This window comes from Streptomyces sp. V3I8, assembly GCF_030817535.1.
Lineage (GTDB): Bacteria > Actinomycetota > Actinomycetes > Streptomycetales > Streptomycetaceae > Streptomyces.
Map to the genome: position 1 here is coordinate 3,319,673 of NZ_JAUSZL010000002.1, position 26,657 is coordinate 3,346,329.

The window sequence follows — 26,657 nt, forward strand, 5'->3', positions numbered from 1 at the left end:
GTCACTTCTCGGTGACGCAAAGTGACAGAGAGATGCGGCGGGGGCGACGCGGTGGCCGATGTACGTGCGCACATCAAGGTGAAAGTGCTGGGGCCGGTTCAGCTCGAAGTCGACGGAACTCCTGTCAGGCTGACGCCCCTGACCACCCGCCTGCTGATCCGTCTGGTGGCCGCCGAGGGCGAGGCCGTGCCGGTACGGCAACTGCGCCGCGACGTATGGGGCCTGGCGGACGAGCCACGCCATCTGGACCAGCGCAACCGCAACGAGGTGCAAAAACGCGTCCTGGAGCTGCGGCGCGCTCTCGACCCCTGCCAGGACGGCACCGCCGCCCGCGTCCTGCGTACCGAGCAGCAGGTCACCGTGCACGGCCCCGAGACCGCCTACCGCCTGGTGCTGCGGCCCTCGGAACTGGACAGCACACGGTTCACGGCGATCGTCAGCACCGCCCTCCTCGATCCGCCCGTCACCGCCGCCCACCGGCTCGCCGAGGCGCTGGCCCTGATCCGCGGCCGGCCGCTGGCCGAGGTCAACGGCGAGAGTTTCGCGGAACCCTTCGTCCGCCGGCTCACCGCTCTGCAGGACTCCGCCCGTCGTGAACTGGTGCGCGCACAGGCGGATCTGGGCCGCCCCGACCTCGCGCTGCCGGTCGCGGAACTGATCGTCCGCGACCATCCCGGCGACCTCGACGCCGAGCACACCCGTGACGCGCTGCGTGCCGCGCTCCGCGCACGCCACGGCGCCGAACTGCTCCGCCACAAGGTTCCCCTGCCAGGTCAGCGGGCGGAGGTCGTCCTCGTCCGCGGAGACCTGTTCGAGCAGACGGACTGCAACCTCGTGGTCGGCTTCACCGACACCTTCGACACGGAGACGGACCAGGACATCGTCATCAGCCGCGACAGCGTCCAGAGTCAGCTCGTCGACCGCCTCTTCGCCGGCCAGCGCCACGTGCTGGACGAGAAGCTGAAAGCCGGACTGCGCACCGTGCGGGCCGTCGGTACGGAGAGCGTGCGGGCCAAGCCGCGCGGCCGGCGGGTCCGCTATCCGGTGGGCACGACCGTCGTCGTCCCGGTCGGCGGCCGCCGGGTCTTCGCGGCCGCCTACTCGCGGATCGGCAACGACCTGGTGGCCCGGTCCGGCAGGGACGAGCTGCGGTTGAGCATGGACAACCTGTGGGCCTCGGTGGCGCTGCACGGCCAGTTCAGACCGGTCGCCATCCCCCTCGTCGGTGCCGGGCTCGCCCGTGTCACCGACCTCGACCGCAGCCAGCTCGTGGACCTGATCGTCGACTCGTTCGTGGAGGCCTGCCGTCACCACCCCGCCCTCACACCCGAACTGCGCATCGTGGTCCGTCCGGAGGACCTGGCCAGGACCGACCTGTCGCCGGTCGAGCAGCGTTTCCACGAACTGGTGCCGGACCTGGAGCCCGGCCCACGTCCGGACCGGGTGGAGTGACCCGGAACGGCACCGACGGGAACGGTACGGGCGGGAACGGCACGGGCGGTCGGGGTGGATGCCCCGTGTGAGGCGTAGGCGGCCATGACGTCGGCAGCCGGGCGGAACCGGCCGGAGCGGGCCGAAGGTGAGGCCGGGCGGCCGTGGGCGTCCGTTCCCCCGGCCGAGGGGTTCCTCCGCATCGTCCGACTCCCCTATGCGGCATCGTCCACCGGTCGTCGGCCCGCCACCGCCGCCCGACCTCACCGGCCTTCAGTGGACCGCTTCCGACGCTTCCGCGGGTAGCCGCCGTCCGCTTCCGATCCGGTTCCGACGGCGGCCCTGCCGACCGGTCGTCCCGGTACGACCGACCGGCACGCGACGAGGCCGTACCCGGCTACTCCACCTCGATGCCGAAATCCTGGACGAGTTCCTCCAGGCCGCCCGTGTAGCCCTTGCCGCCCAGGACGAAGTCCCAGTCCCCGCTCGGCCGACGGCGGAAGGAGCCGAGTACCAGAGCGGTCTCGTCCGGCCTGCCGTCGGAGACTTCGAGCCGTCCCAGTTCGGCCAGCCCCGGGTCACGCAGGCGGATGCACGCATGCGTGAAACCGGAGAGGTCGGCGTCGGGGTTCACCTCCGGGTCGACGGCCGCCACGAGAACCAGCCGGTCGGCCTCGTCCGGCAGACCGTCGAAGGCGACGCAGATCGCGGCCTTGTCGGGTGCCGTGGGGGGAAGGGCGCGCACGGAGCCGTCCGTGGTGCGCGGATTGTTGAAGAAGACGAAGTGCTCGTCGCTCAGGACGCGGTTGCCACGGCAGACGAGAGCGCACACGTCCAGGGCGACGTCTCCGGTCCACGACATGCCCAGCACGTTGTAGTCGTCGGGCAGCCGGTCGTCCCGCGCGGTCGGTGCCGGTCGCGCCGGGACCTGACGGGCGCCCTCCCCGAGACGCCCGCGCAGGCCGTGACGGTGCAGCAGGTCCACGAGTTCGCTGCCCGGGACCAGTTCGAGCGGCTTTCCGTTGGCGAAGGTGTGCGAACCGGGGCCGAACCTCGACGTCGTCACGAGGACGCCCTTGTTGGCGCCGGCATCCTGCACGGTCCCGTAGAGGTCACGCACGGCGGTGGGCGGCACCGTGTTGCGGTAGCGCTTCACCTGCACGACGATCTTCCCACCGCGGATCGGCGTCGGATCCAGTGCGTCGACGTCCACGCCTCCGTCGTTGGAACGCTGCGTGGTGACCGCCTGCATCCCCATGGCACGGAAGAGGTCGGCCACCAGGTTCTCGAAGACGATCGGGTCCATGTCGTAGAGGTCGGGTTCCTCGTCGCTGCCGTGCGCGACGACGCGGTTCCCGACATCCTGCGGCAGGCGGCTCGGCCGTACCGGCGTGAGGTGGTCGGGCCGGGCCGACAGCTGCCCGCGCAGTGCGTCGGCCAGGCAGCTGCCCGCGTCCACCTGAGCCAGGTGCAGCTCGCGGAACGTCGAACTCGAAGCCATCACCGTGGCCAGGCAGATGTGGCCCGGTCGGCCGGTCGTGGGATCGTGCCCGTCCACGAACCCGTTCAGGGTGACCGACTCCAGCGCGCCCAGCTCGTCCGCCGCGAAGAGTTCGTGCAGGACGAGCAGCATGCACTGGGCGAGGACCTCCCGGTACAGGGCCCTGCGCTGTCCCACCGGGCGGAGGGTCTCCTTGTCCTGGTCCGTCCCCGTCATGTACCGGACGGACTTGACCTCGGGGACGATGTCGTAGGCGGGCAGCTCCCAGTCCAGCACCAGCTGTCGTGCCGCCGGGTCGTAGGCTGCCGCCACCTGACGCGGGAAACCCTCCGGCCAGGCGGTCGAGGCGTAGAGGGCGCCGGAGAAGTACTCGACCACGGACTCGGGATCGCAGCGCCTCACACCCTCGGTCACCTCGAGGATGCCGGCGTTGTGCCGGCGCACGTCGGCCAGCTGGGCATCGGCCCACTGCTGGTACTGCCGCTGATAGGCCGCCAGTTGCTGCTGCCGCCGGCTCTCCGCCGTCCGGGCGGCCTGCCGGTCCCGCTCGAAACGGGCCCGTGCCTCGACCTGGGCCTGGGCCCGGCGACCGGCGGTCCATCCGCTCTGCACCTGGTACTGGTTCCAGTCCGGCATGGGCACGGGCTGCGCCAATGCTCCCGGAGCGAAGGCCTGGACCTCCTCGGACCGCAGCAGAGAGGAGGCCCTGAAGGCACGGACCCGGCATCCCGAGGCGAGAAGACCCTGCAACGAGGCGACCTGCGCGTCGAGTTCCTCGGTGCGGCGCAGTGCCTCCGCCTGTCTGTACTCGCGGTGGCTCTGGGCGACGCGCCGTTGATAGGCGCGTGCCTGCTGCGCTTGCTGTCTCTGCTGTCTGGCTTCGGCTTCCGACTGGCGCTGCTGCTGTCGTTGCACTTCAGCCCAGACGCCGACAAAACCGGCGGATCGACGACTCATGTGGTGCAGGCCCTCCCCGAGGCGCTCTGGTTGTCCCCACAACCAGCTGTAACCAGACGACTCTAACCAGCAAAGGCCCGTTCGCATATCCACGCGCCGACGGCGGCTCGGGGGCGCGGACGGGCCGACAGCGCGTCGCGGCGGAGTACGGCTGTCACCGGGAGAGCGGTCGGGTCGCGGAGGGACACGCGGCCGACGCAGGGCAGAGGCCGCTGGATACCGGCCCCGAAGCGGGCCGGAGGCCCCTGCCCCGGTTCGTCATCGCCTCACTTGGCGGGCTTGTAGAAGGTGTAGGTGGCGGAGTACGGGACGCTGACCTGGTCGGTGCCGGTGCAGGCGGTGGTGGGGGCGACACCGCCGTCGGTGCCGAGGCGCTGGATGTAGGAGACGTCGGCGAAGACACCGGTACCGCGGGTGGCGGTCGCCTGGAGGAGGAGCTCGGGGATGGTGCCGGTCCTGGGCGAGGTGGCGACGGCTGCGGCGTTCACGGCGCTGCCGTCCACCGTGGACACCCAGACGGGGCCGCGGGAGTGCAGGGCGACGGCACGGTGGGTGCGGTCACCCTTGACCCAGAGGGTGGCGGCGGGCTCCAGCAGCTTCCAGACACCGTCGGTGCAGGTGTAGGTCTGGACGCCTTCGGCGGAGAAGACGCCGGTGAGCCGGTTGCCGTCGGGAACCTTCAGCGCGGCGGGCACGTCGAAGCCGGCGCGTACGGGCGGGGAGGCCGCGGCCTGACCGGCCGTCGCGCCGAAGAGCGTGGCGGCGGTCGCGGCTGCGAGAGCCGTGGTGGTGAGAACGAGTCGCTTCGCGATCTTCATCGGATGTGTCTCCAGAACGATTCTGTACGAGGTCACAGGTGCGGACGCGGGCGCCGTTCCGCCGTGCCGGAATCGTCGGCGGGACGACGGGACGGGCCGCCGCTTCGAGCGCGCGGCGCGGTGACGCCGGATTCCGGGATCGGCCGGACCTTTCGGTACTCCCGGACTCCCGGACTTCCGGACTTCCGGACTCCCGGACTCCTGGACTCCCGGACTCCCGGAACGGAACACCACGCCTCAAGGTCGGGAGTATCACCGGTCGGGCCCGGCCCGGCGAGGGCCCGGGGGGCACCTCGACGGTCACGCCACCGCGCACTCGGGGACGCACGACGTGCCCTCGGAGCGGCTGCGAGCGGTTGGCGCGGCAGGTCGCCGCACCGTGACCACAGCCGTTTCAGGACACCGTGGGTATCGCGGAGTTGGGGTCGAAGCCGGCGAACGCCAGACCGATGACGAAGCCCGCCACCTCCTCCAACTGGGCGACACGGTCGAGGGTGCCGAGGGTCGCCGGCGTCCCTCCCACGTCGCGCACCAGCCCGCCGACGACGTCCAGCGCCGCCGGGTCGTCGCCGCACATCGCCACGGTCACCCGCGGCCGGCCCGCCGCGGGGAGGCCTGTCCACTGGCCGGCGGAGAAGAGATGGAACGCCTTCACGACGTGGGCGCCCGGGGCGAGTGCGGCGATGCGCAGCGCCATCGGCTCGCCCTTCCCGGTGAGCAGGACACCGACACCGTGCGCGACGGCGTTCGTCGGATCGATCAGCGGCGTCCCGTCGAGTACGCCGTCGGACGCGCCCGCCAGGTCCAGCATCTCCTCGACACCGTCCCACGACACGGCGAGCAGCACCGCGTCGCGGCCCACGGCCGCTTCACGCGGCGTGCCGGCGAGCGTCCCGTGCCCCAGTCGCCCGGCGAGCTTCCCCGCCCTGACCTGTGAGCGTCCGCCGATCGCCACCTCGTGCCCCGCGCGCGTCCAGCCCTCACCCAGGGCCGCCGCCAGGGTGCCCGTCCCCAGAATTCCGATACGCATCGTCGCGTCCTCTCAAGCCGTCGTCACGAACGGTCGGTCGAGAGGCCACGCTAGGGATCGCGACACGCACCGATCGGTGCGTGGCCGATGCGCGATGATGGCGACGAGATGACTGATCACCACGTGCACTGCTACGAGCTGGTCGCCGACTGCCGTCTGCGCGCGGCCACGGATCTGTTCGCGCACACCTGGGATCCCGTCGTACTGGCGGCTCTTCGCACGGGACCGCGCCGGCGCCGCGAGCTGCGCGCCGCGATCGGCGGCATCAGCGACAAGGTCCTCACCGACACCCTGCGCCGTCTGCTCGCCGACGGCCTGGTCGACCGCAGCGCCCACGCCGAGGCACCACCGCGCGTCGAGTACGGTCTGACCGGCCTGGGGCAGAGCCTGGTCGAGGGGCCTCTGACGGCGCTCGGACGCTGGGTGGTCGAACACGGCGACGAGCTCCTCGAAGCCCAGGAGAGAGCGGCGGACCGACCCGGCCGACGGTGAGCGCGAGCCACCCCGTCACCCGCGTCCGCCTCCCCACCCGGTACACGGGCGCGCCGAAGGGGCGCGGGGAACGGCGCGCCCGGTTCTGCCCCGCCCCGCCCCCGGCGGGGCCGACCCGTGGAGCTAGATCGTCGCGGCGTCGATCACGAAGCGGTACCGCACGTCACTCGCCAGCACCCGCTCGTACGCCTCGTTGATCTCGGACGCGCTGATCAGCTCGATCTCCGCGCCGAAGCCGTGCTCGGCGCAGAAGTCCAGCATCTCCTGGGTCTCCCGGATGCCGCCGATGCTCGACCCGGCGAGGGTCTTGCGGCCGCCGATCACCGAGAAGAGGTTCAGGGCGACCGGCTCCTCGGGCGCGCCCACGTTCACGAAGGCGCCGTCCGCGCGGAGCAGGGACAGGAACCTGTCCAGGTCCAGCGGGGCCGAGACGGTCGAGAGGATCAGGTCGAACGTGCCGCGCAGCTCCTCGAAGGTCTCCGGGTCGCTGGTCGCGTAGTAGTGGTCGGCGCCCAGCTTCAGGCCGTCGTCCTTCTTGCGCAGCGACTGCGACAGCACGGTCACCTCGGCACCGAGCGCGTGCGCGATCTTGACGCCCATGTGGCCCAGGCCGCCCATGCCGAGGATGGCGACCTTCTTGCCGGGGCCGGCGTTCCAGTGCCGGAGCGGGGAGTACGTGGTGATGCCGGCGCACAGCAGCGGCGCGGCCTCGTCGAGGGCCAGGCCCTCGGGGATGCGGACGGTGTACGCCTCGTCGACGACGATGTGCGTCGAGTAGCCGCCGTAGGTGGGCTCGCCGTTCCTGTCGACGGCGTTGTACGTGCCGGTCATGCCCTTGACGCAGTACTGCTCCAGGCCGGCCTTGCAGTTGTCGCACTCGCGGCAGGAGTCGACCATGCAGCCGACGCCGACGCGGTCGCCGACGGTGAACCCGGTGACGCCGGAGCCGACCTCGGTGACGATGCCGGCGATCTCGTGGCCGGGGACCATCGGGAAGATGGCCTCGCCCCAGCCCTCGCGGGCCTGGTGGATGTCCGAGTGGCAGATGCCGGCGAACTTGATCTCGATGAGGACGTCGTGCTCGCCGACCGGGCGGCGCTCGATGGTCGTGCGCTCCAGCGGAGCCTTGGCGGCGGGAGCGGCGTATGCGGCGACAGTGGTCATGCGGGGGGTTCTCCTATGGAGTGGTCCTGCGGTCCTGCGCCCGGCCTGCCTTCCGGCCGGGTACGCATCCAGCGTGCCCGGTATCCCGGCCGCCACCCAGACCACGCTTCTTCGTACGTCCAGCGGTCCTACCACTGACGGGGGCAGGCTCGTGTGCGTACGACCGTGAATACTGGACGTATGGACGAACAGCCCTCTCAGGGGCCTACCGGACAGATCGGCCGGGAGCCGGGACGGCCGCTGGACCGGCGCGCCGAGCTCAGCGAGTTCCTGCGCACCCGCCGGGCCCGGCTGAAGCCGCAGGACGTGGGGCTGCCGGACTTCGGGCGGCACCGCCGGGTGCCGGGGCTGCGCCGCGAGGAGCTGGCCCAGCTGGCCGGGGTGTCCGTGGCCTACTACACGCGCCTGGAGCAGGGCAACGGGCGGAACGTGTCGGCGGAGGTGCTCGACGCCATCGCGCGCGCCCTGCGGCTGAGCGGGGCCGAGCACGCGCACCTCACGCATCTCGCGAAGCCCAAGCAGCACAAGAAGAAGCCGTCGGCCCGGCCGCAGCAGGTGCGGACGGCGATGCGGCAGCTGATCGACACGTTCGACAGCGTGCCCGCGTACGTCGTCGGGCGGCGTACGGACGTCCTCGCCTGGAACCGGATGGCGGCGGCCGTCTTCGGCGACTGGGCACAGCTGCCGGAGGCCGAGCGGAACTGGGCGCGGATGGTGTTCCTCAAGCCCGGGTACCGCGAGCTGTTCGTGGACTGGGACCAGAAGGCGTCCGACATCGTGAGCTTCCTGCGCATGGACGCGGGGTGCCATCCGGACGACCCCCGGCTGTCCACGCTGGTCGGTGAGCTGTCCGTGAAGAGCGAGGAGTTCCGGCGGCTGTGGGCGACGCACGACGTCAAGGAGAAGAGCCACGGGGTGAAGCGGCTGCATCATCCGCTGGTCGGTGAGCTGTCCCTGTCGTTCGAGAACTTCAGGCTGGTCGACGACGAGGAGCTGTCGCTGGTGACGTACCACGCCGAACCGGGGTCGCCCTCGGCGGAGGCGCTGCGGCTGCTCGCCAGCTGGGGGGCGGACGCGACCCGCGCGGGCTCGGCGTCGTCGCCCCACGCCCCGTAGGGGGCGCGGGGAACGGCGCGGCCCGCCCCCACCGGGGCCGCGGCCGGAGGACGGACCTCTCAGCCCTGGTACGGCGGGGCCGCGCCCCACGTCCAGCGGGGAACCGGCTGCTCCGCCGGAGGCGTCGCGTCCGGCGCCGAGAAGTGCACGGCCAGCCGCGTCCCCCACTCCGCGTACGCGACGAACGCCGAGCGGAACTCGGCGTCCGTGGGCAGGCCGGCCTCGTCCGCCGCGTCCTGGAGCAGGTTCACCCAGCGCCGCCGCTGGACCTCCGTGATGCCCTTGCCCAGGTGCTTGGCGACCATGTGCCCGTGACCGCCCTGCGTCTCGGAGTAGGCGGGCGGCCCGCCGAAGACCTCGCCGAACCAGGACGCCACGTGGGCGGCGTGCTCCGCGGCGAGGCCCTCGAAGACGGGGGCGAGGACCTCGTCCTTGAGGACCTTGCCGTAGAAGACCTCGGTGAGCCGGGCGAAGGCCTCGGCGCCCCCGGCCCAGGCGTACAGCGTGGGCACGGCCGCCCCCGTGCCCCGTACCGCCGTGGGCTTGTAGTGGCGCATCTCCTCGATGAACCCCGCGAAGGGGCCCACCTCGGCGATGAAGTCGGCGAAGAGCTCGGACTCGCGGAAACCCTCGGCGTCGTCCTCGGTGGACGTCCAGGTGACGCGGAGCACGAAGTGCTCGAAGTCCTCCTCCGAGCGGGCCAGTTCGTAGTCGACGCACTGGGGAGCCGCCGCGAGGTGTGCGGCGGCCCGGTTGTAGGCGGCGAGGAACTGCGCCGACTGCTGCTCGGGAATGAGGTACCGGATGTACTCAACGGTGTGGGCGGTCATACCCCTCGCCTACCCGGACGGCCCGCCGGCAGCACTGCTTCCGGCGGGCCGTTCGTGCGTATCAGCGATCAGTGGACCTCGCGGTCACTTCCCGTAGTACGCGTTGTAGATCGAGATCGTCGACTTGTTGCCCTTCTTGTCGGCGATCTTGGCGTGGAACGAGATGCCCTTGCCCTTGGCCGGGTTCGTCACCGTGATCCTGCCGTTGGTCACGGTGAGCTTCTTCCAGGTCTGGCCGTAGTCGTAGGACACGTACACCGCGAGCGACTTCAGGTTCGCGCCCGCGGCCGAACCCTGGACGGTCACCGGGACGGAGACCTTCTTGTCCGCCGGAACCCTGCTGTCCAGGCCGACGGCCGCGGCGAAGCGGACCGAGGACGCGGGCAGCTCGGCCAGGTCGGCCTTCTTGGAGCGGAAGGTCCAGCTGGCGTCGACGCGGGTGGAGGCCGCGGCGACCTTGACGGTGCGCTTGACCGAGGTGGTCAGCTTGTACGAGGCGTCACCGGCCGGGACCGTGAAGATGCCGCCGGTCAGGGGGTCGCTGTTCGTGCCGACCTTCGTGCCGTTGCGGTACAGGCTCGTGGTGACCGACGAGTGGAGCGAGGAGCCGGCGTGGGTCTTGCCGTCGGCGAACAGCGGCAGGTATCCGTAGATGCCGTTGCCCTCGCGGTAGACACCGAAATCGGCACCGACGCGCGGCCCGAAGACAGCGGTGTTGAAGGTCTTCTCGTAACTCCTGCCCGCCTTGAAGGTCTGCGGGGTGCCCAGCGTGTAGTAGGCCTCCAGGGGCGGGGCACCGTTCTCGGAACCGGCGCCGTACTGTTCGAACTCCAGCCCCCACTTGATCTCTTCACCCGTGGACAGGTACAGCGTCCGGGAGCCGGGCAGCTTCTGCGGGAAGGCGGCGCCGGAGGTGAAGTCCCCGGGCAGCTCGCCGACCGGGATGAGCGCACCGGTCTTGCCGGCGGCCGACGCACCGAGATCGTTCTTCACCGTGGCGAACTCGCCTGCCCGGTAATGCCGGACCTTGTCCCCCTGGAACCGCTTGACCTCGGCCGTGGTCGCCACGTCGTACTCGGCGTCGGCCCCCTTGGTCCACTGGCCGCTCCAGGTCTGGGAGAGACCGGTGACGTCCGCGCCGACGCCCGCCACGCGCAGATCGGCGAACGACGCGAGGCCCATTCCGAGGCCGAACCCGGCAGGGCCGTAGAAGTAGGAGACCGTCGCGGACAGCGGCTTCGCCCCGGCGTCCGGCACCGTGATGTCGGCCGACTCGGCGGTACGCGCGTCCAGGACCACCGAGACGTTCCTGTCGACGTTCAGCTTGGGCTGGAGCAGCCAGTCGAGGCCGCCCTCGAACGTTTCGAGGTCCTTCGCGATCCAGGAGTCCAGCAGGTACGTCCCCTTGGGCACGCGCAGGGTCACCGTGCCCTCGCCCTCGGGCGCGGAGAAGCCCCGGTCCTTGCCGAGACCGGCGTAACCGATCAGGTCGGTGAGGTAGCCCGGCGCGGGCCGGCCGTCGCGGCCGAGGTGCTTGAGCGTGACGTCGTACGACTCCACCTCGCGCTGTACCGCCGCCGCCGTGCGTACGCTCTGGCCGCCGCCGGTCGCCGTCACGTACGCGGAGTAGGCGCCGTCCAGCGTGCCGCCGAGCCTCGTGTCGGCCGTGAGGTCCGCGGAGGCCGTGCCGCCCGCCGGGACGGTCAGCGTTCTGGTGCCGAGCGTGAAGAAACCGGCCGGCGCGGGCCGTCCCTTCGGGTCGGTGGCCGTCACCGTGAGGCTGAGCGTGACGTCGGCCGTCCCGAGGTTCCGGTACGTGACCTTCCCCGTCTTCGGGGTGTCGTCGGTGTGCGGCCACTGCTGGAGGCCGAAGCTCACCGAGGACGGGACGGCGGCCACGGTCTGCTTGACGGCCTTGTCGACCTGGATGCGGCCCGCGCCCTGCTGGAACGGCGTGTACGCGCCGCCCTTGGCGGAGCCGGTCAGCGCGCCCTTGAGCTCGGCGTACGTCCAGTCGGGGTGCTGCTGCTTCAGGATCGCCGCGGCGCCCGCGACGTGCGGGGTCGCCATCGACGTACCCGAGATGGTGAGGTAGCCGGCCGGCTTCTCGCCGACCTCCTGGGCCAGCACGCTGCCCGGGGCCGAGGCGGCCGTGATGTCCACGCCGGGCGCGGTCACGTCGGGCTTGATCTGCCCGTCGAGGCCGGGGCCGGTGCTGGAGAACGAGGCCAGCTCGTCCTTGTCGTCGACGGCGCCCACGGTGAGCGCGGCCTCCGCGCTGCCCGGGGAGCCGATCGTCTGCTCGCCGAACTCGCCGCTGTTGCCCGCGGCGATCGCGAAGAGGATGCCCTTCTCCTTCGACAGCCTGTTGACCTGCGCCTCCAGCGGGTCGATGGCGGGGGTGTCCCCGCCGCCGAGGCTGAGGTTCACGATGTCGGCGCCCTGCTCGGCCGCCCAGTCCATGCCGGCCAGGATGCCGGAGTCGTCGCCGTAGCCGTCGTCGTCGAGGACCTTGCCGTTGAGCAGTTCGGCGCCGGGCGCGACGCCCTTGTACGCGCCGGCGGACTTCGCGCCGGTACCGGCGGCCGTGGACGCGACGTGCGTGCCGTGGCCGTACTTGTCGGTCGCGTCGGCGGCGGTGGAGAAGTTCTTCTCGGCGACGACCTGGCCCTTGAGGTCGGGGTGGGTCGCGTCGACACCGGTGTCCAGGACGGCGATCTTGACGCCCTTGCCGTCGAACCCGGCGGCCCACGCCTTGTCGGCGCCGATCTGCCGGACGGACTTGTCGAGGCTGGCCCGGCGGATTCCGTCGAGCCACACGTGGGCGATGCCGGAGGCCGTCCGCGCGCCGCCGGCGCGCGTGTCGGTGACGGCGGCCCACAGGTCGGGCGCGTCGCCCTTGGGCGTCAGGACGGCGTCCGCGTTGAGGGTCCTGAGGGTGCGGCGGACCTTGGTGCCGCCGGCGTCCCGGACGTCCGCCTTCGCCGCCGCAGCCGTGCCGCTGTAGCCGACGATCAGCTTGAGGCCCTGCTTCTGGGCCTTGCGGTTGGCGGCCCGGTTCAGCTCGGTGACGTCGAAGAGCCGCTGGTCCAGCCTGCCGCTGGCGACGAGCCGGGCGGCGTCGGCCGGCACGACGAGGGTGTGCCCGTCGGCCTTGCGGATCTGGACGGGTATCCCTTCGCGGCCCTCGGCCCGCTCCAGGGCCATGACGCGGCCCTTGGCGTCGACGACCACCCGGTCACCGGTGATCAGGGTGACGCGGTGCCTCGGCGCGGTCTGCGCGGCCGGTCCACCGGCCGGCCCGGCGGCCAGCCCTCCGGTCCGGTCCGCCGCCGTGCGCTCCGCCTCCGCCGACGCCGGGCCGGTCATGCCCGCCGTCAGGGCCACGGCTGCCGCCGTGGCGATCGTGGCCGCGCACGCTCTTTTCACTTGTCTGCGCAAGTCTCCCCCTGGAGAGCAGGTCCGGGATGAATCCCCGTTCGTCCGGGTCCATCCGGGTCCGTCCGACCGGGGGTCATCCCGTACGCATGGTCGTGCGCGTCCCCCCGGAACACTCAGTATGCCGGGGGGTGATCAGGTGCTCAATAGGGCTGCCTGGCCTAGCAGTTGGCGTTCTCCTTGACCGTGATCCGCCCCTTGCGGATCGTGGCGACCCGCGGGGCCTTCCTGGCGATCGAGGAATCGTGGGTGACCATGACGAAAGTGAGCCCGTGCTCCTTCCACATGGTTTCGAGTACGTCCATGATCTCGTCGCGCATGGACTCGTCGAGGTTTCCGGTCGGTTCGTCGGCGAGCAGGACCTTCGGCTGCTTCACCAGGGCGCGGGCGATGGCCACGCGCTGCTGCTGACCGCCGGACAGTTCGGCCGGCAGGTGGCCGAACCGCTCGGCGAGCCCGACGGACTCCAGTGCGGCGGCGGCCCTTTCCCGGCGTTCCTTCACCTTCACCTTCAGGGGGACGAGGGCGGTCTCCACGTTCTCCTGGGCGGTGAGGGTGGGGATGAGGTTGAAGCTCTGGAAGACGAACCCGATGTTCTCGCTGCGCACCTTGGTGAGCCGCGTCTCGGACAGTCCGGCGAGATCCGTTCCGTCGAGTTCGATGCTTCCGGCGGTGGGCCGGTCCAGGCAGCCGAGCATCTGGAGGAGCGTGGATTTGCCGCCGCCCGTCGGGCCCTGGATGACCAGGCGGTCGCCGTCGGCGATGGTCAGGTCGATGCCGGCGAGGGCGTCCACGGTCTCTTTGCCGCGCCGGTACTGCTTGGTGATGCCTTTTAGCTCGTACATGGTGTGACTCCTGGGGTCTGGCTCCGCGGTTCGACTCTGCCGGGCGGTGAGGAGGGTGCGGGCCGGCTGTGGCTGGTCGCGCAGTTCCCCGCGCCCCTTCAGGGGCGCGGTGGTCGGCGCCGTGCGGGAAGTGCGGGTTCCCCGCGCCCCTGAAGGGGCGGGGGGGGTGCGGGGTGTTTCGGCTACTCGACCCGGCGCAACGCGTCCGCCGGGCGGAGGCGGGAGGCCCGCCAGCCGCCGAAGGCGCCCGCGATGAGGCCGCCGGCCACCGCGAGGCCCACCGCCGTGACGATCGTGCCGAGGGCGACCGGCGCGGTGAGTGCCACGTCGAGGGCCTTGGACGCCGTCTGGCGGGCCGGGCCGCCCATACCGCCGCCGCCGGGACCTCCGCCGCCTCCCGGGCCGCCCGTGCCCCCGCCCGCGGAGCCGAGTTCGGCCTGGAGCGTCGGGCTGATCGCGGTGACGGCGTACGCGCCGCCGAGGCCGAGGGCGATACCGAGGACGCCGCCCACGAGGCCGTTGACGACGGCCTCCCCGACGACCTGCCGGGTGACGCGGCCGGACTTCCAGCCGAGCGCCTTGAGCGTGCCGAACTCCCGCACCCGGCGGGAGACGGCCGAAGAGGTGAGCAGACCCGCGACCAGGAACGCGGCCACGAGCACCGCGATCGACAGCCACTTGCCCACGTTCGAGGCGAGGTCGGAAGCGGTGGACAGGGAACCGGACACCGTGTCCGCGAGGTCGGCGGAGGTCGTCACCGTCGTACCGTCGATGTTCTTCTGGATGGTCGACTTGACGGCGTCGATCTGCTGCGAGTCGGACGCCTTGACGTAGATCGTGGTGACCTTGTTCTTGGAGTCGCTGAGCGTCTGCGCCTGCTTGAGCGGGAGGTAGAGGTCGGCCGCCGCGTCGCCGCTGTCGGGCGTCGCAATGCCGATGACCTTGTACTTGACGCCCTTGACGGTGACGGTGTCACCGACGGTGTATTTCTTCTCCTTGGCGTACGACTTGTCGGCGACGACGACCTTCGCGTCGGTCTCGGAGGTCTTGAAGGCACGGCCGCTGGTGATCTTCGAGGAGGTCAGCGGGCCCAGGCCGGGCTTGGTGACGTCCGTGCCGTAGACCGAGTAGTTGTTGACGTCGAAGTCGGCGCCGCCGCCCTCGACCCGGCCCTGCGGGGCCTGCTGTCTCGGCACCGGGGCCGCCCTGGTTGCCGCCCCCGCCGCCCTGCTGCTGGTCCTGCTGGAACTCGCCGCGCCGGAACTGGCCGCTGACCTTGATGACCTGGAGGCTGAGCCCGCCGACGGCGTCCGAGACGCCCTGCTGCGTGCCGACCTTCGAGACCGTGCTGGACGCCAGGGTCTGGAAGCCCTGCACCATGACCCGGTCGCTGCTCTGTTCCTCGTCGGAGTCGCTGCCCCGGGCGTCGAACTGGAAGCGCGGGCGCTCACCCGTGCCCGACTGTGCCTGGGCCGCCTTGGTGACCGTCATGTCCGTGCCCAGCCCGTACAGCGACTGGAGGACCTTGCCCTGCGCCTTCTCCATGCCGGACGACACGGAGCTGACCACGATGACCAGGGCGATGCCCAGGGCGAGTCCGGAGGCGACGACGAGCGCCGCCTTTCTGCGGCGGCGCAGTTCGCGCCTGAGATAGGTGAAGAACATGGCCGCAAGGTAGGGACGGCGTGTGATGACGGGATAAGCCCCGCATAAGAGAAGGATGAGAAGGCTGTGCGGACCCCGGAAGCGGGCTCTCAGCACGCTGTGGGAACGCCGGAGGGCGGCCGCTCGGTACGAGCAACCGCCCTCCTGCGTACGGGGGTTCGGATCAGACGGCCGAACCGGCCTTCCACGCCGCCCAGTCCAGGTTCCAGCCGTTGAGGCCGTTGTCCGGGGCGATGGTCTCGTCACCGGTGTTCCGCACGTCGACCACGTCACCGACGATCGAGTGGCTGTAGAACCAGCCGCCCGGGGAGTTCGTGTCGTTGGCACCCTTGGTGTCCGACAGGCCCACGCAGCCGTGGCTGGTGTTGACGCTGCCGAAGATGGACTTGGCGCCCCAGTAGTTGCCGTGGATGAACGTGCCGGAGGTCGACAGGCGCATCGCGTGCGGGACGTCCTTGATGTCGTACTCGCCCTTGCCGTCTTCCTTGGTGAAGCCGACCGTCGAGCCGTCCATCCGGGTCTCCTTGAACTTCTCGGAGATCACCATCCGGCCTTCGTACGTCTTGTTCTCCGGAGCGCCCGCGGAGATCGGGATGGTCCTGATGGTCTTGCCGTCCTGCGTGACCTTCATCGTCTTCGTCTTGGCGTCGACGATCGAGACCTGGTTGCGGCCGATCTTGAAGGTGACCGTCTTCTGCTGCACGCCGTAGACACCGGAGGCACCTTCGACACCGTCGAGGTTCAGCTTCAGGGTGACGGTGGAGTTGCCCTTCCAGTACTCCTCGGGGCGGAAGTCCAGGCGGTTGGCGCCGAACCAGTGGCCGACGACCTCCTGGCCGCTGGTGGAGGAGACGGTGATCGCCTTCTGGACGTCCGCCTTGTTCGTGATCGCCTTGTCGAAGTTGATCGAGACCGGCATGCCGACGCCGACGGTGGAGCCGTCCTCGGGCGTGAAGTTGCCGATGAAGCTGTTGGCCGGGGAGACCGTCGTGAACGACGCGTTCTCGTGGGCGGCGCGGCCGTCCGAGTCCTTGGCCGTCGCGGCGATCTTGTAGGCGGTGGCACGCTCCAGCTGGCCGCTGGGCTTCCAGCTCTTCTTGTCCGCGGATATCTCGCCCGCGACGGCGGCACCGGCCGCCGTCTTCATGGTCACTTCACTCAGCGTGCCCTTGGTCACGGTGACCGCGGCGGCGCTGTTGATGGAGGCGTTGTCGGAGCCGTCCTTGGGCGTGATCTTGATCTGGGCCTCGGAGGTCTCCTTGGCCGCCGCCTCGTCGACCTTGGACTGCGAGGAGCCGTCACCTTCGCTTTCGCCCTTGGGGTTCTCGTCGCTCCCTCCGCTGCACGCAGAGAGCACCAGCACCCCGCCGAGCAGTGCGGACGCGACCGTCAGGCCCCTGCGCCGCTTACTGTCCGTCATCACACGCTTCTCCATCGTTGCCGAATCCCCGAAAACACGAGAGTCCCCGTAACACCTTCAAACGCTACGACCGCTTCGTCCCGTTCCACATCCTTCACAGGTGTGGGGCACACCACGTCGCTCCGCGGGGACACGTCCGGTGCGGGTGTCGGTCACTGCGTCCCGTGAGACGACGGAACCCCGGGTGGCGGTTGCCGCCCGGGGTCACGATTTTCCCAGCGGTGTCAGCCGGTCGTCACTTCCCCGTCCGAGGCGTCATCATCCTCGTCCAGGTCCCAGTCCGGCGAATCGGGGTCGTAGTCGATCTCCTCGCTGCTCCACGAGGCCTGCGCGAGCTCGACCCCGGGCACGTCGCCGATCAGGTCGAACGGGTCGACGAGGTACGCGAGCGCCTCGGCCGTGTCCTCCGTCACCGTACGCTCGGCGTCGGCCCGCTCCTCGGCCGGGATCTCGGAGTCCCCGGCCATACGCTCCAGTGCGGCCTTGGTGAGGGCGTTCTCGTCGTCGATCTCGATGACCAATTCGACGTTCAACCGCACAAAACGTGCTGTCTCAGGTGTGCTCATACCCCGGATCGTACGACTCATGGCCGCCGTGACTTTCCCGTGACCCGCACCTTTCACTAACATCACCCCACACGGCCAATTCGCCAGCGTCACAAGGGGATCGATATTCCGTGTCCGCACGTCGATCGTTGCTGACCGCCACCGCCGCGGGGACCCTCCTGGGTGCCCTGTGGTTCGTCCCGTCCGCCAAGGCGACGGACGACCTGCCCGCGCAGCACAGAACACGGACGGCGACGACCACGGTGGTCCGCACCGCGGCACACACGTCGTCCGGCACGTCGGAGGTGTCACAGGCGTCGGCACGGTCCGCCACCGGCACGACCACGACCGAGACCGACAGCACCCCGGCCGGCCGGCACACCGGACTGGCCGACACGGGAAGCTTCGACACGACCCCGTACGTGGCGGGCGGCACGCTGTTCCTGGGCCTGGGGGCGGGGTTCGTGGTGTTCTCGATCCGCCGGGAGCGCATGGCCGGGTACTGAAGCACCGAACGCCCTGCCGGCCGCCTCCGAAGGGTGCGGACAGGTTCCTGCGGGAGCTGTTCGTCCGCCCCGCCCGAGCGCCGAGGACCGCGGCGCAGGACCCGGTGCGGCCGGCGGTGCGGCCGGTGCGGGTCCGCTTCCTCTTCACCGTCACCGTCACCGTCACCGACGATCTCTCGATCGAGGCGACGGTGCTCTCCTAGGCCGACCTTCGACCGCCGCCGCCCTGTCCGCCCCGCGTCCCGCGGTTGCCGGCGCTGCCGGCACGCGTTCCCGCACCCGCACCGCCGCGGCCACGCGTGCCCCCGCCGGTACCGCCGGCGGACCGCGTACCGGTCGCGGACCGCGTGCCGCCGGTGGCCGCACCGCGGCCACCGCCACCGCCACCGCGCCGCGCCCGCGGCTTCCCCTGGGACGGCTGGGCGGCGGCCTGTTCCGGGACCGGGATGACGACCGGGACCCCGGACGGCTCCCGCGCCCCCGTGATCCGTACCAGCTCGTCGTCGCCGGACCTGATGCGGGCCGTGTGCGGGCTGATCCCCGCGTTGACCATCAGCTGGGTCATCTCCCGCTTCTGCTCCGGCAGGACCAGCGTGACCACGCTGCCGGACTCCCCCGCGCGGGCGGTACGGCCGCCGCGGTGCAGGTAGTCCTTGTGGTCGGTGGGCGGGTCGACGTTCACGACGAGGTCGAGGTCGTCGACGTGGATCCCGCGCGCCGCCACGTTGGTCGCGACGAGGGCGGTCACCAGGCCGGTCTTGAACTGGTCGAGCGTGCGGGTGCGCTGCGGCTGGGAGCGTCCGCCGTGCAGGGCGGAGGCGCGTACGCCGCTGGCGAGCAGCCGCTTGGTGAAGCGGTCCGCCGAGCGCTTGGTGTCGACGAAGAGGATCACGCGTCCGTCGCGGGCGGCGATCCGCATCGCGACGGCCTTCTTGTCGGTCTCGTCGGCGACGTGCAGCACGTGGTGCTCCATGGTCGTCACCGTGCCCGCGGAGGGGTCGACGGAGTGCACGACGGGGTCCGTGAGGTACATCCGTACGAGCTTGTCGATGTTCTTGTCCAGGGTCGCCGAGAACAGCATGCGCTGGCCGCCCGGCTCGACCTGGTTGAGGAGCGCCGTGACCTGGGGCATGAAGCCCATGTCGGCCATCTGGTCGGCCTCGTCGAGGACGGTGATCCCGACCTGCGCGAGGGTGCAGTCGCCCCGGTCTATCAGGTCCTTGAGCCGTCCGGGCGTGGCGACGAGCACCTCGGCGCCGCGCCGCAGCAGGGCGGACTGCTTGCCGATGGAGAGCCCGCCGACGACCGTCGCGAGCCGCAGGTTCACGGCGGTGGCGTACGGCGTGAGCGCGTCGGTGACCTGCTGCGCGAGTTCACGCGTGGGCACCAGGACCAGCGCGAGCGGCGCCTTGGGCTCGGCGCGCCGGCCGGCCGTGCGGGCGAGCAGCGCGAGGCCGAACGCGAGGGTCTTGCCCGAGCCGGTGCGGCCCCGGCCGAGGATGTCCCGCCCGGCGAGGGAGTTGGGCAGCGTCGCGCCCTGGATCGGGAAGGGGTCGGTGACGCCCTGGGCGCTGAGGGTCTTGCCGAGCGCGGCCGGCATGTCCAGCGCGTCGAAGGACTCGACGGAGGGCAGCGCGGGCGTGAGCGTCTGCGGCAGGGTGAACTCGCGCGGCGGGGCGGCCTGCGCGACGGGCTTCTTGCGTGCGTTCCTGCCGCCGCCGTTGGCGGGGGCCGCCGGGCCCGCGCCGCGTGTGCCACGAGAGCCGCGGGAACCCCGGGAATTCACCGGTCGCCCGCCGGAGGGTCGTTCAGGACGTTCGGATCGAGTCATGCTGGATCTGGAATTCCTTCCTGGGCCGCACGGTTCCCCGTGCTTTCACGGTTTCCGTGTTCCCACGGTCCCCCGTGCTCGGGACACACGGACAGCACAAGCCGGGGCCCGCACCCGAAGGTGCGAGCCCCGGCTCGCGTACTGCGCGTCCCTGAATTAGGCGGGGACGATGTTCTCCGCCTGCGGGCCCTTCTGACCCTGCGTGACGTCGAAGGAGACCTTCTGGCCCTCCTGCAGCTCACGGAAGCCCGAGCTCGCGATGTTGGAGTAGTGGGCGAAGACGTCGGCGCCGCCGCCGTCCTGCTCGATGAAGCCGAAGCCCTTTTCGCTGTTGAACCACTTCACGGTGCCAGTAGCCATGTCATTTCTCCTTGGATAGGTGTGGCTCCCATCCGGAAATGACCGGAAAAACAAAACGCGCCTGAGAGAGAATCCTTTCAGGCGCACAAGTTAATGGGTACCAAAAACGTTTCGCTATGAACCCTAGCACACGATGTGGCGGGGCTGCTGTGACAGACACGACAGCCCCGCCCGTACGAAGCGAATTCCCGTCAGGCCAGCGGACCCGTCACGGGTTCCACGGCCGCGACGAGGTGGCCGCCGCGCACGAAGGCGTCCGCGGCGGCGAGGTCCGGGGCGAGGAAGCGGTCCGGGCCCGGGCCCGCCACTCCGGCCTCCCGGGCCGCGCCGATGGCGGCCTGCGAGGCCGGCGCCGGGGTGAGGCCGGCGCGCAGTTCGACGGCGCGGGAGGCGGCGTACAGCTCGATGGCGATGACCCGGGCCAGGTTGTCGACGGCCGTACGGAGCTTGCGGGCGGCCGACCAGCCCATCGAGACGTGGTCCTCCTGCATCGCGGAGGACGGGATGGAGTCGGCGGAGGCCGGCACCGCGAGCCGCTTCATCTCGCTGACCAGGGCGGCCTGCGTGTACTGGGCGATCATCAGGCCGGAGTCGACGCCCGCGTCGTCCGCGAGGAAGGGCGGCAGGCCGTGCGAGCGGTTCTTGTCGAGGAGCCGGTCGGTGCGGCGCTCCGCGATCGAGGCGAGGTCGGCCGCGGCGACGGCGAGGAAGTCCAGCACGTACGCGACCGGGGCGCCGTGGAAGTTGCCGTTCGACTCGACCCGGCCGTCGGGCAGCACGACCGGGTTGTCGACGGCGGCGGCCAGCTCGCGGTCGGCGACCAGCCGGGCATGGGCCATGGTGTCGCGGCCGGCCCCCGCGACCTGCGGGGCGCAGCGCACCGAGTACGCGTCCTGGACGCGCGGGGCGTCGTCCTGATGATGACCGGTGAGCTCCGAGCCCTTGAGCACGGCCAGCATGTTGGCGGCGCTGGCGCTCTGGCCGGGGTGCGGCCGGATGGCGTGCAGTTCGGGCGCGAGGACCCGGTCGGTCCCGAGGAGCGCCTCCAGGCTGAGGGCGGCCGTGATGTCGGCGGACTTGTAGAGGGTGTCGAGGTCGGCGAGGGCCATGAGCAGCATGCCGAGCATGCCGTCGGTGCCGTTGAGGAGGGCCAGGCCCTCCTTCTCGCGCAGTTCGACGGGCTCGATGCCGTGCGCGGCGAGCAGTTCGCCGGCCGGGCGGACCTCGCCGTCCGGGCCCTCGGCGTCCCCCTCACCCATCAGGGTCAGGGCGCAGTGCGAGAGCGGCGCGAGGTCGCCGGAGCAGCCGAGCGAGCCGAACTCGTGGACGACCGGGGTGATGCCGGCGTTGAGGACGTCGGCCATGGCCTGCGCGACGGACGGCCGTACGCCGGTGCGGCCGGAGCAGACGGTCTTCAGCCGCAGGAACATCAGGGCCCGGACGACCTCGCGCTCGACGCGCGGTCCCATCCCGGCGGCGTGCGAGCGCACGATGTTGCGCTGCAGCTGGGCCCGCAGCTCCGGGCTGATGTGCCGGGTCGCGAGGGCTCCGAAGCCGGTGGAGACGCCGTAGACGGGCTCCGGTTTGGCCGCCAGGGCCTCCACGATCTCGCGGGCCGCGGCGAGCGCCGCCAGCGCCTCGCCGGAGAGCTCGACCCGGGCGCCCCCGCGCGCCACGGCCAGCACGTCGGACGCGGTGACCCCGGCCGTCCCCACCACCACAGTGTGCATATCCATATTCAGGAGCGTACGCAGTGAATGCGGCGATGTCACTAGCGAATGCCGGGTGGGGCCCTTACCGCCGACCGCGAAACCTCCGGCGGTCGGCCGCCGCGGGCGGGGGCGCGTCGGCGAGGCGTACGACGGGGTCGTCGGGGCCCTCGCGGCCGGCGACCACGGGCTTCGTGGCGCGTACGGCCTTGGCGCGGTACTGGGCCGCGTCGGCGAGGCGGAAGAGGCGGCGGGCCGAGCGGACGGGCCCGAGCGGGTCCCCGGTGGAGGCGACCCCGCACGCGACGCCCTCGCCGAGTTCCAGCTCGGCGGCGCGGCGGCACAGTTCGTCGGCGACGCGGACCACCTCGTCGGCGGCGGGGCCCACCGCCAGCAGGCAGAACTCGTCGCCGCCGAGGCGGGCGGCGAGCGTGCCGGGCAGCATGGCGCCGCACAGGGACAGCACCGACCCGAAGCGTTCCAGGAGCCGGTCGCCGACGGCGTGCCCCTGGGTGTCGTTGACGCGCTTGAGCCCGTTCAGGTCGCACACGACGAGGCTGACGACCGCCCCCCGGGCGCGGTGGCACTCGACGGCCTCCTCCAGCCGCACGTCCACGGCCCGGCGGTTGGCGAGGCCGGTGAGCGCGTCGGTGAAGGCCAGCCGGCGGGCCTCCTCCAGGCGTTCGGTCTGCGCGATCCCGGCGGCGACCACGGAGGCGAGGACGGTCGCGAAGTCGGAGTCCGCCCGGCCGAAGACGGGGGCGCCGGCCGGGCGGGCGACGTACAGCTCCCCCCAGGCGCGGCCGTGCAGGACGATCGGCGCGACGACGCAGCAGCCGCGCCCGCGCCGTCTGAGCGCGGCCACCCTCTGGTGGCAGTACTCGGCGCGTCCCGCGGTGGGGCCGTCCGCCGTCTCGACCCAGGCGTTGGGCTCGCCGCCGCCCACCCAGCGCTCGTGCAGGAACTCGGTGATCTCGGGGAACCGGTGCACGGGGTACGTCTCGGACTCCGGGAACTCCTCCTCGCCCGGGGCCCGCTCCCCCGTGTTCACCAGGACCCGCAGCCGCCCCAGCTGCCGCTCCCACACGGACAGCGCGGCGAAGCTCCCGCCCAGCGCCCGGCAGGCGCCGTCCGCCGCCGCGCGCCACGACTCGTGCGGGGCGTGCGCGGCGGCCATGCCCTGCGCCAGCGCCACCACGGCCCTCAGCCGCACATCGTCACCACCCATCACACTATGCTAGGTAGTTTTGTACGACTTTGAGACGTCGAGCAGAGGGCGGGCCTTCCCCCGGCGACGGCCGGCTGGAATGATCGGGCCCGGAAGTTAACCCACGTTAACCGGACCGGGAGAGTGCCATGACGCAGCAGGGCGGGCCGGACGGCCCGGAGGAGCAGGGCGGGCCGGACGGGCAGGGCGGGCCGGGCGCCGAGCGGCGGTTCGGCGAGTACGTGGCCGTGCGGCGCCCCGCCCCGTACGTCGCGGAGCTCTCCCTGGACCGGCCGAAGGCCATGAACGCCGTGTCGTCCGCGATGGCCCGCTCGATCGCCGCCGCGTGCGAGGCGCTGGCCGCCGACCGGGACGTACGCGTGGTGGTGCTGACCTCGACCCATGAGCGGGCCTTCTGCGTCGGCGCCGACCTCAAGGAGCGCAACTCCCTCACGGACGCCGAGCTGGTCCGCCAGCGGCCGGTCGCGCGGGCCGCGTACACCGGCGTGCTGGAGCTCGCGATGCCCACCGTGGCCGCCGTGCACGGGTTCGCGCTCGGGGGCGGGTTCGAGCTGGCCCTCGCCTGCGACCTGATCGTGGCGGACGGCACGGCCGTGGTGGGTCTGCCCGAGGTGTCGGTCGGCGTCATCCCCGGGGGCGGCGGTACCCAGCTGCTGCCGCGGCGGGTGGGGGCGGCGCGGGCCGCCGAGCTGATCTTCTCGGCGCGGCGGGTGGGGGCGGTGGAGGCGCGTGAGCTGGGGCTGGTGGACGAACTGGTCTCCGACGGCCAGGACCGGGCGGCCGCGCTCGCGCTCGCCTCGCGCATCGCCGGGAACTCGCCCGTGGGGCTCCGGGCCGCGAAGCGGGCGCTGCGGCTCGGGCACGGGCTCGACCTGCGGGCGGGGCTAGAGGTCGAGGACGCGGCGTGGCGGTCGGTGGCGTTCTCGGGGGACCGGGCGGAGGGGGTCGCGGCGTTCAACGAGAAGCGGCGGCCGCAGTGGCCCGGGGAGTAGTTTCCCGCCCCTGAGAAGCGGAGCTGCGGCCCGGACGGAAAGCCGGGGCGCAGCCCCGCTTCTCAGGGGCGCGGGGAACCGCGCGGCCGGCCACGGGCGGCCCACAGCCGCGCACCGGTCCTCGCCGGTCCCCGCCGAGCGCCCGGCTCAGCCCCGCCGGCTCATCAGCCACGGTTCGACCACGCCCAGGCCGCGGACCGCCCGTTGCCACATCGGCTGGAGGCCGAAGCGGTACACCGGCGGCTCCTCGCCCTCCTTCTCCGCCGCGACGGCCTCCTCGACCGCCACGGCCTCGGACGCGGGCGCGTCCTGCGTCCGGATCAGTTCCTCCGCGAACGCCCCGTCGACCAGGACGGCGTCCTTCGGCGCTATCGACGTGAGCCGCGACGCGAGGTTCACGGTCGTACCGAACACGTCACCCATGCGCGTGGTGACCGTGCCGAAGGCGATGCCGACCCGCAGTTCGGGCATCGTCTCGTCGTTGGCCATGGTCTCGATGAGACGCAGCGCGATCTCGGCGGCGACACTCGCGTCGTCGGCCGCGTACAGCACCTCGTCGCCGAGAGTCTTGATGAGGCGCCCCCCGTGCGCGGCGACCAGGTCGGCGGCGGTGGTCTCGAAGGCCTCGACGAGCTCGCCGAGCTCCTCCTCCTCCATGCGCCGGGTCAGGCGCGTGAAACCGACGAGGTCGGCGAAGCCGACGGCGAGGCGCCGGTCCACCATCTCCTCGTCGTCCGCGGCCTGCACGACACGGCCGGTCGCGGCGGCGAGCTGGCGCCGCCAGACGTAGATCAGGAACTCCTCCAGCTCGGGCAGCAGCAGCTCGATGAGGGGATACGTGACCTCGGTGCGCGTCATGCCCGGCTCGGGCGGCTCGGTGAGGCCCTCCAGGAACGAGTCGATCTGCCACTCGGCCAGCCGGGCGGTGGTCTGGCCGGTGGAACGGGCCACCTGGACCGCCATCGCCTCGCTGAGCAGCCCGGCCTCCACCAGACCGGCCAGCCGCCGCAGGGCCAGCACGTCGGCCTCGGTGAGCGCCTTGGCCTGGCCGATGTCGGCGAAGCCCATGGCCCGCCAGAAACGGGAGGCCAGCTCCATGGAGACGCCGGCGCTGCGGGCCGCCTGGAAGGGGGTGTAGCGCCGCTCGGCGCCGAGGATCAGCTGTTCGAGCCGGAGCGCCAGCGGGTCGTCCTCGTCGGACTCGGCGCCGGCCTGATCGGTGCGGCTGTCGGTACGACCGTCCGTGCGGCTGTCGGTACGGCCCTCGGGGGGACTGTCGGGGCGGCCGTCCTGCGCGTCCACTGGGTGCTGTTCCTCTTTCTCCACGCGCTCCACGCGCGCGCGTGCTTCGGGCCGGTCGACCCGTGCGGCCGCCGTGTCGGCGACAGACCCGGAGGTACGCCCCGGCTCACCGTCGGAGGCGGGGTCACCCGTGCCCGAACCGCTGTCGTCGACCGTCACGCCTGCTGCCCTTCCGATCTGCCGCGGTCAGGTATCGACCGGGCTCAACTCTACGGCAGGTGTGCTGTGGCTCACTCCCGACTGCCGGGGCCGGACGGCCCGTGGCCCCCTGCCGTACACCCGCCTCCGGCGGACCGCACCCTGACGTACGGCCCGGGTACGTCCCGCGCTCACCACCAGCGCGAACAGGCACGCCTCCCCCACGTACCCCGCTGGGCCCTTCCGTCACTTTGCGCCCGGTTCTCCCGGCCGGGCCCGCCCGTCACCCGCCCGTCACCCGCCCGGTGTCCGTCACTCGCCGTCCGGGGAGTCCGCCGGAGAGTCCGCCGGGGCATCCGGCGAGGCGTCCGCCGGGCGCAGGTGCACGATGTCGCCCGCCCCCACCGGCTGCTGCACACCCTCCTCGGTGGCCAGCACCAGCCGCCCGTCGCCGTCGACGGCCACCGCCTCCCCGGTGATCGACCTGTCGCCGGGCAGCTCCGCCCGCACCCGGCGCCCGAGCGTCGCGCAGCCCGCCGCGTAGGTGTCCTGGAGGCCGGACGCGGCGGGATCGCCCCGCATGTCGCGCCACTTCACGAACTCTTGTTCGAGTGAACGCAGGACGGAGCGCAGGATCGTGTCGCGGTCCGTCGTCACCGCTCCCGCGAGGGCGAGCGACCCGGCGCCCGGCACGGGCAGTTCGTCCGCGCGGAGCGTGACGTTGATGCCGACGCCCACGACGACGGCGTCGGCCCCGGCGCGCTCGGCGAGGATGCCGCCCGCCTTGCGCTCCGCGCCCTCCACCGTGACCAGCAGGTCGTTCGGCCACTTCAGCGCGGTGTCCACTCCGGCCGAGCGCGACAGCCCCGTGGCCACCGCGACCCCGGTGAGCAGCGGCAGCCAGCCCCAGCGCTCGACGGGGACCCCGGCGGGCTTGAGCAGGACGGAGAAGAACAGGCCCGAGCGGGCGGGCGCCGTCCACCGCCGGTCGAGGCGTCCCCGTCCGGCGTCCTGCTCCTCGGCCACCAGGACCGCGCCCTCCTCCGCCTTGCCGTCCGTGGCGAGGCGGACGAGGTCGGAGTTGGTGGAACCGGTGCGGGCCACCACCTGGACGTCGGACCAGAGCCCGCCGTCCCGCACGAGCGCGCGGCGCAGCGCCATGCCGTTGAGCGGCGGACGGTCCAGGTCGGACCACCGATTGCTGTTCGCGTCTGAGTCGTCTCGCGGCGTCATGCAACCCACCCTAGGTGTGGTAAACGCCGCACTGCCGAACGGTAGGCACCCCACTACGCTACGGATGAGTAGCCATCCCCCCTTCTGAGCACCCGATCTCCGAGCC

At 71.8% G+C, this 26,657-nt stretch carries 20 protein-coding genes and 1 pseudogene; 5 read left to right on the forward strand and 16 right to left on the reverse strand.

Annotated features, from left to right (window positions below):
• Positions 1-51: 51 nt before the first annotated feature.
• Positions 52-1,452 carry a macro domain-containing protein gene (locus QFZ75_RS14470; protein WP_307537105.1) on the forward strand — a complete coding sequence of 467 codons (1,401 nt, stop codon included), beginning with the start codon at positions 52-54 and terminating at the stop codon, positions 1,450-1,452.
• 376 nt (positions 1,453-1,828) lie between these two features.
• On the opposite strand, the gene QFZ75_RS14475 is transcribed toward QFZ75_RS14470, so the two are convergent.
• From QFZ75_RS14475 to QFZ75_RS14485, 3 genes are all read right to left on the reverse strand, one after another.
• Complete coding sequence (locus QFZ75_RS14475) at positions 1,829-3,889, reverse strand: restriction endonuclease (RefSeq protein ID WP_307537106.1); 2,061 nt, start codon at positions 3,887-3,889, stop codon at positions 1,829-1,831.
• Positions 3,890-4,155: 266 nt separating this feature from the next.
• Positions 4,156-4,707 (reverse strand): DUF3455 domain-containing protein, encoded by a 552-nt coding sequence (locus QFZ75_RS14480; RefSeq protein WP_307537108.1) that lies wholly within the window; start codon positions 4,705-4,707, stop codon positions 4,156-4,158.
• 394 nt (positions 4,708-5,101) lie between these two features.
• Positions 5,102-5,737, reverse strand: a complete 636-nt coding sequence (locus tag QFZ75_RS14485; RefSeq protein ID WP_307537110.1) for an NADPH-dependent F420 reductase — start codon at positions 5,735-5,737, stop codon at positions 5,102-5,104.
• A gap of 108 nt (positions 5,738-5,845) precedes the next feature.
• Here QFZ75_RS14485 and QFZ75_RS14490 point away from each other — a divergent pair, with 108 nt between their 5' ends.
• The gene (locus tag QFZ75_RS14490) at positions 5,846-6,229 is read left to right on the forward strand and encodes a winged helix-turn-helix transcriptional regulator (RefSeq protein ID WP_373465872.1); all 384 of its coding nucleotides are present in this window, start codon (positions 5,846-5,848) and stop codon (positions 6,227-6,229) included.
• Between the two features lie 123 nt (positions 6,230-6,352).
• On the opposite strand, the gene QFZ75_RS14495 is transcribed toward QFZ75_RS14490, so the two are convergent.
• On the reverse strand, positions 6,353-7,393 hold the full coding sequence (locus tag QFZ75_RS14495) for an NAD(P)-dependent alcohol dehydrogenase (RefSeq protein ID WP_307537112.1): 1,041 nt from the start codon (positions 7,391-7,393) through the stop codon (positions 6,353-6,355).
• Between the two features lie 180 nt (positions 7,394-7,573).
• Here QFZ75_RS14495 and QFZ75_RS14500 point away from each other — a divergent pair, with 180 nt between their 5' ends.
• A complete protein-coding gene (locus tag QFZ75_RS14500) occupies positions 7,574-8,509 on the forward strand; it encodes a helix-turn-helix transcriptional regulator (protein WP_307537113.1) in 936 nt (311 codons plus the stop codon).
• A gap of 59 nt (positions 8,510-8,568) precedes the next feature.
• Here the strand turns inward: QFZ75_RS14500 and QFZ75_RS14505 are convergent, their stop codons facing one another.
• The 6 genes and pseudogenes from QFZ75_RS14505 to QFZ75_RS14530 all read right to left on the reverse strand — a co-directional run bounded on the left by QFZ75_RS14505 (position 8,569) and on the right by QFZ75_RS14530 (position 17,273).
• Positions 8,569-9,339, reverse strand: coding sequence for a group II truncated hemoglobin (locus QFZ75_RS14505; protein WP_307537114.1), 771 nt, complete (start codon positions 9,337-9,339; stop codon positions 8,569-8,571).
• A gap of 84 nt (positions 9,340-9,423) precedes the next feature.
• Positions 9,424-12,768: a S8 family serine peptidase gene (locus tag QFZ75_RS14510; RefSeq protein ID WP_307537115.1), complete on the reverse strand. Its 3,345-nt coding sequence runs from the start codon at positions 12,766-12,768 to the stop codon at positions 9,424-9,426.
• A gap of 170 nt (positions 12,769-12,938) precedes the next feature.
• Positions 12,939-13,622 (reverse strand): ABC transporter ATP-binding protein, encoded by a 684-nt coding sequence (locus tag QFZ75_RS14515; protein WP_307537117.1) that lies wholly within the window; start codon positions 13,620-13,622, stop codon positions 12,939-12,941.
• Positions 13,623-13,804: 182 nt separating this feature from the next.
• Positions 13,805-15,287: pseudogene (locus QFZ75_RS14520) on the reverse strand (ABC transporter permease).
• A gap of 163 nt (positions 15,288-15,450) precedes the next feature.
• The gene (locus tag QFZ75_RS14525) at positions 15,451-16,722 is read right to left on the reverse strand and encodes an Ig-like domain-containing protein (protein WP_307537119.1); all 1,272 of its coding nucleotides are present in this window, start codon (positions 16,720-16,722) and stop codon (positions 15,451-15,453) included.
• Between the two features lie 209 nt (positions 16,723-16,931).
• On the reverse strand, positions 16,932-17,273 hold the full coding sequence (locus QFZ75_RS14530) for a hypothetical protein (protein ID WP_307537121.1): 342 nt from the start codon (positions 17,271-17,273) through the stop codon (positions 16,932-16,934).
• 110 nt (positions 17,274-17,383) lie between these two features.
• Between QFZ75_RS14530 and QFZ75_RS14535 the strand changes: the two genes are divergently transcribed.
• On the forward strand, positions 17,384-17,758 hold the full coding sequence (locus tag QFZ75_RS14535) for an LPXTG cell wall anchor domain-containing protein (protein WP_307537122.1): 375 nt from the start codon (positions 17,384-17,386) through the stop codon (positions 17,756-17,758).
• A gap of 199 nt (positions 17,759-17,957) precedes the next feature.
• Here the strand turns inward: QFZ75_RS14535 and QFZ75_RS14540 are convergent, their stop codons facing one another.
• The 4 genes from QFZ75_RS14540 to QFZ75_RS14555 all read right to left on the reverse strand — a co-directional run bounded on the left by QFZ75_RS14540 (position 17,958) and on the right by QFZ75_RS14555 (position 22,886).
• Positions 17,958-19,589, reverse strand: a complete 1,632-nt coding sequence (locus QFZ75_RS14540) for a DEAD/DEAH box helicase (protein ID WP_307537124.1) — start codon at positions 19,587-19,589, stop codon at positions 17,958-17,960.
• 156 nt (positions 19,590-19,745) lie between these two features.
• Positions 19,746-19,949, reverse strand: coding sequence for a cold-shock protein (locus QFZ75_RS14545; protein ID WP_006126182.1), 204 nt, complete (start codon positions 19,947-19,949; stop codon positions 19,746-19,748).
• Positions 19,950-20,140: 191 nt separating this feature from the next.
• On the reverse strand, positions 20,141-21,679 hold the full coding sequence (gene hutH / locus QFZ75_RS14550; RefSeq protein ID WP_307544478.1) for a histidine ammonia-lyase: 1,539 nt from the start codon (positions 21,677-21,679) through the stop codon (positions 20,141-20,143).
• A gap of 64 nt (positions 21,680-21,743) precedes the next feature.
• Positions 21,744-22,886, reverse strand: coding sequence for a sensor domain-containing diguanylate cyclase (locus QFZ75_RS14555; RefSeq protein ID WP_307537125.1), 1,143 nt, complete (start codon positions 22,884-22,886; stop codon positions 21,744-21,746).
• Positions 22,887-23,014: 128 nt separating this feature from the next.
• On the opposite strand from QFZ75_RS14555, the gene QFZ75_RS14560 reads away from it, so the two are divergent.
• A complete protein-coding gene (locus tag QFZ75_RS14560; RefSeq protein WP_307537127.1) occupies positions 23,015-23,878 on the forward strand; it encodes an enoyl-CoA hydratase/isomerase family protein in 864 nt (287 codons plus the stop codon).
• 147 nt (positions 23,879-24,025) lie between these two features.
• On the opposite strand, the gene QFZ75_RS14565 is transcribed toward QFZ75_RS14560, so the two are convergent.
• Entirely contained in the window at positions 24,026-25,339 is a 1,314-nt protein-coding gene (locus tag QFZ75_RS14565) for an adenylate/guanylate cyclase domain-containing protein (RefSeq protein ID WP_307537128.1), read from the reverse strand.
• Positions 25,340-25,630: 291 nt separating this feature from the next.
• Positions 25,631-26,551: a biotin--[acetyl-CoA-carboxylase] ligase gene (locus QFZ75_RS14570; RefSeq protein ID WP_307537130.1), complete on the reverse strand. Its 921-nt coding sequence runs from the start codon at positions 26,549-26,551 to the stop codon at positions 25,631-25,633.
• Between the last annotated feature and the right edge of the window lie 106 nt (positions 26,552-26,657).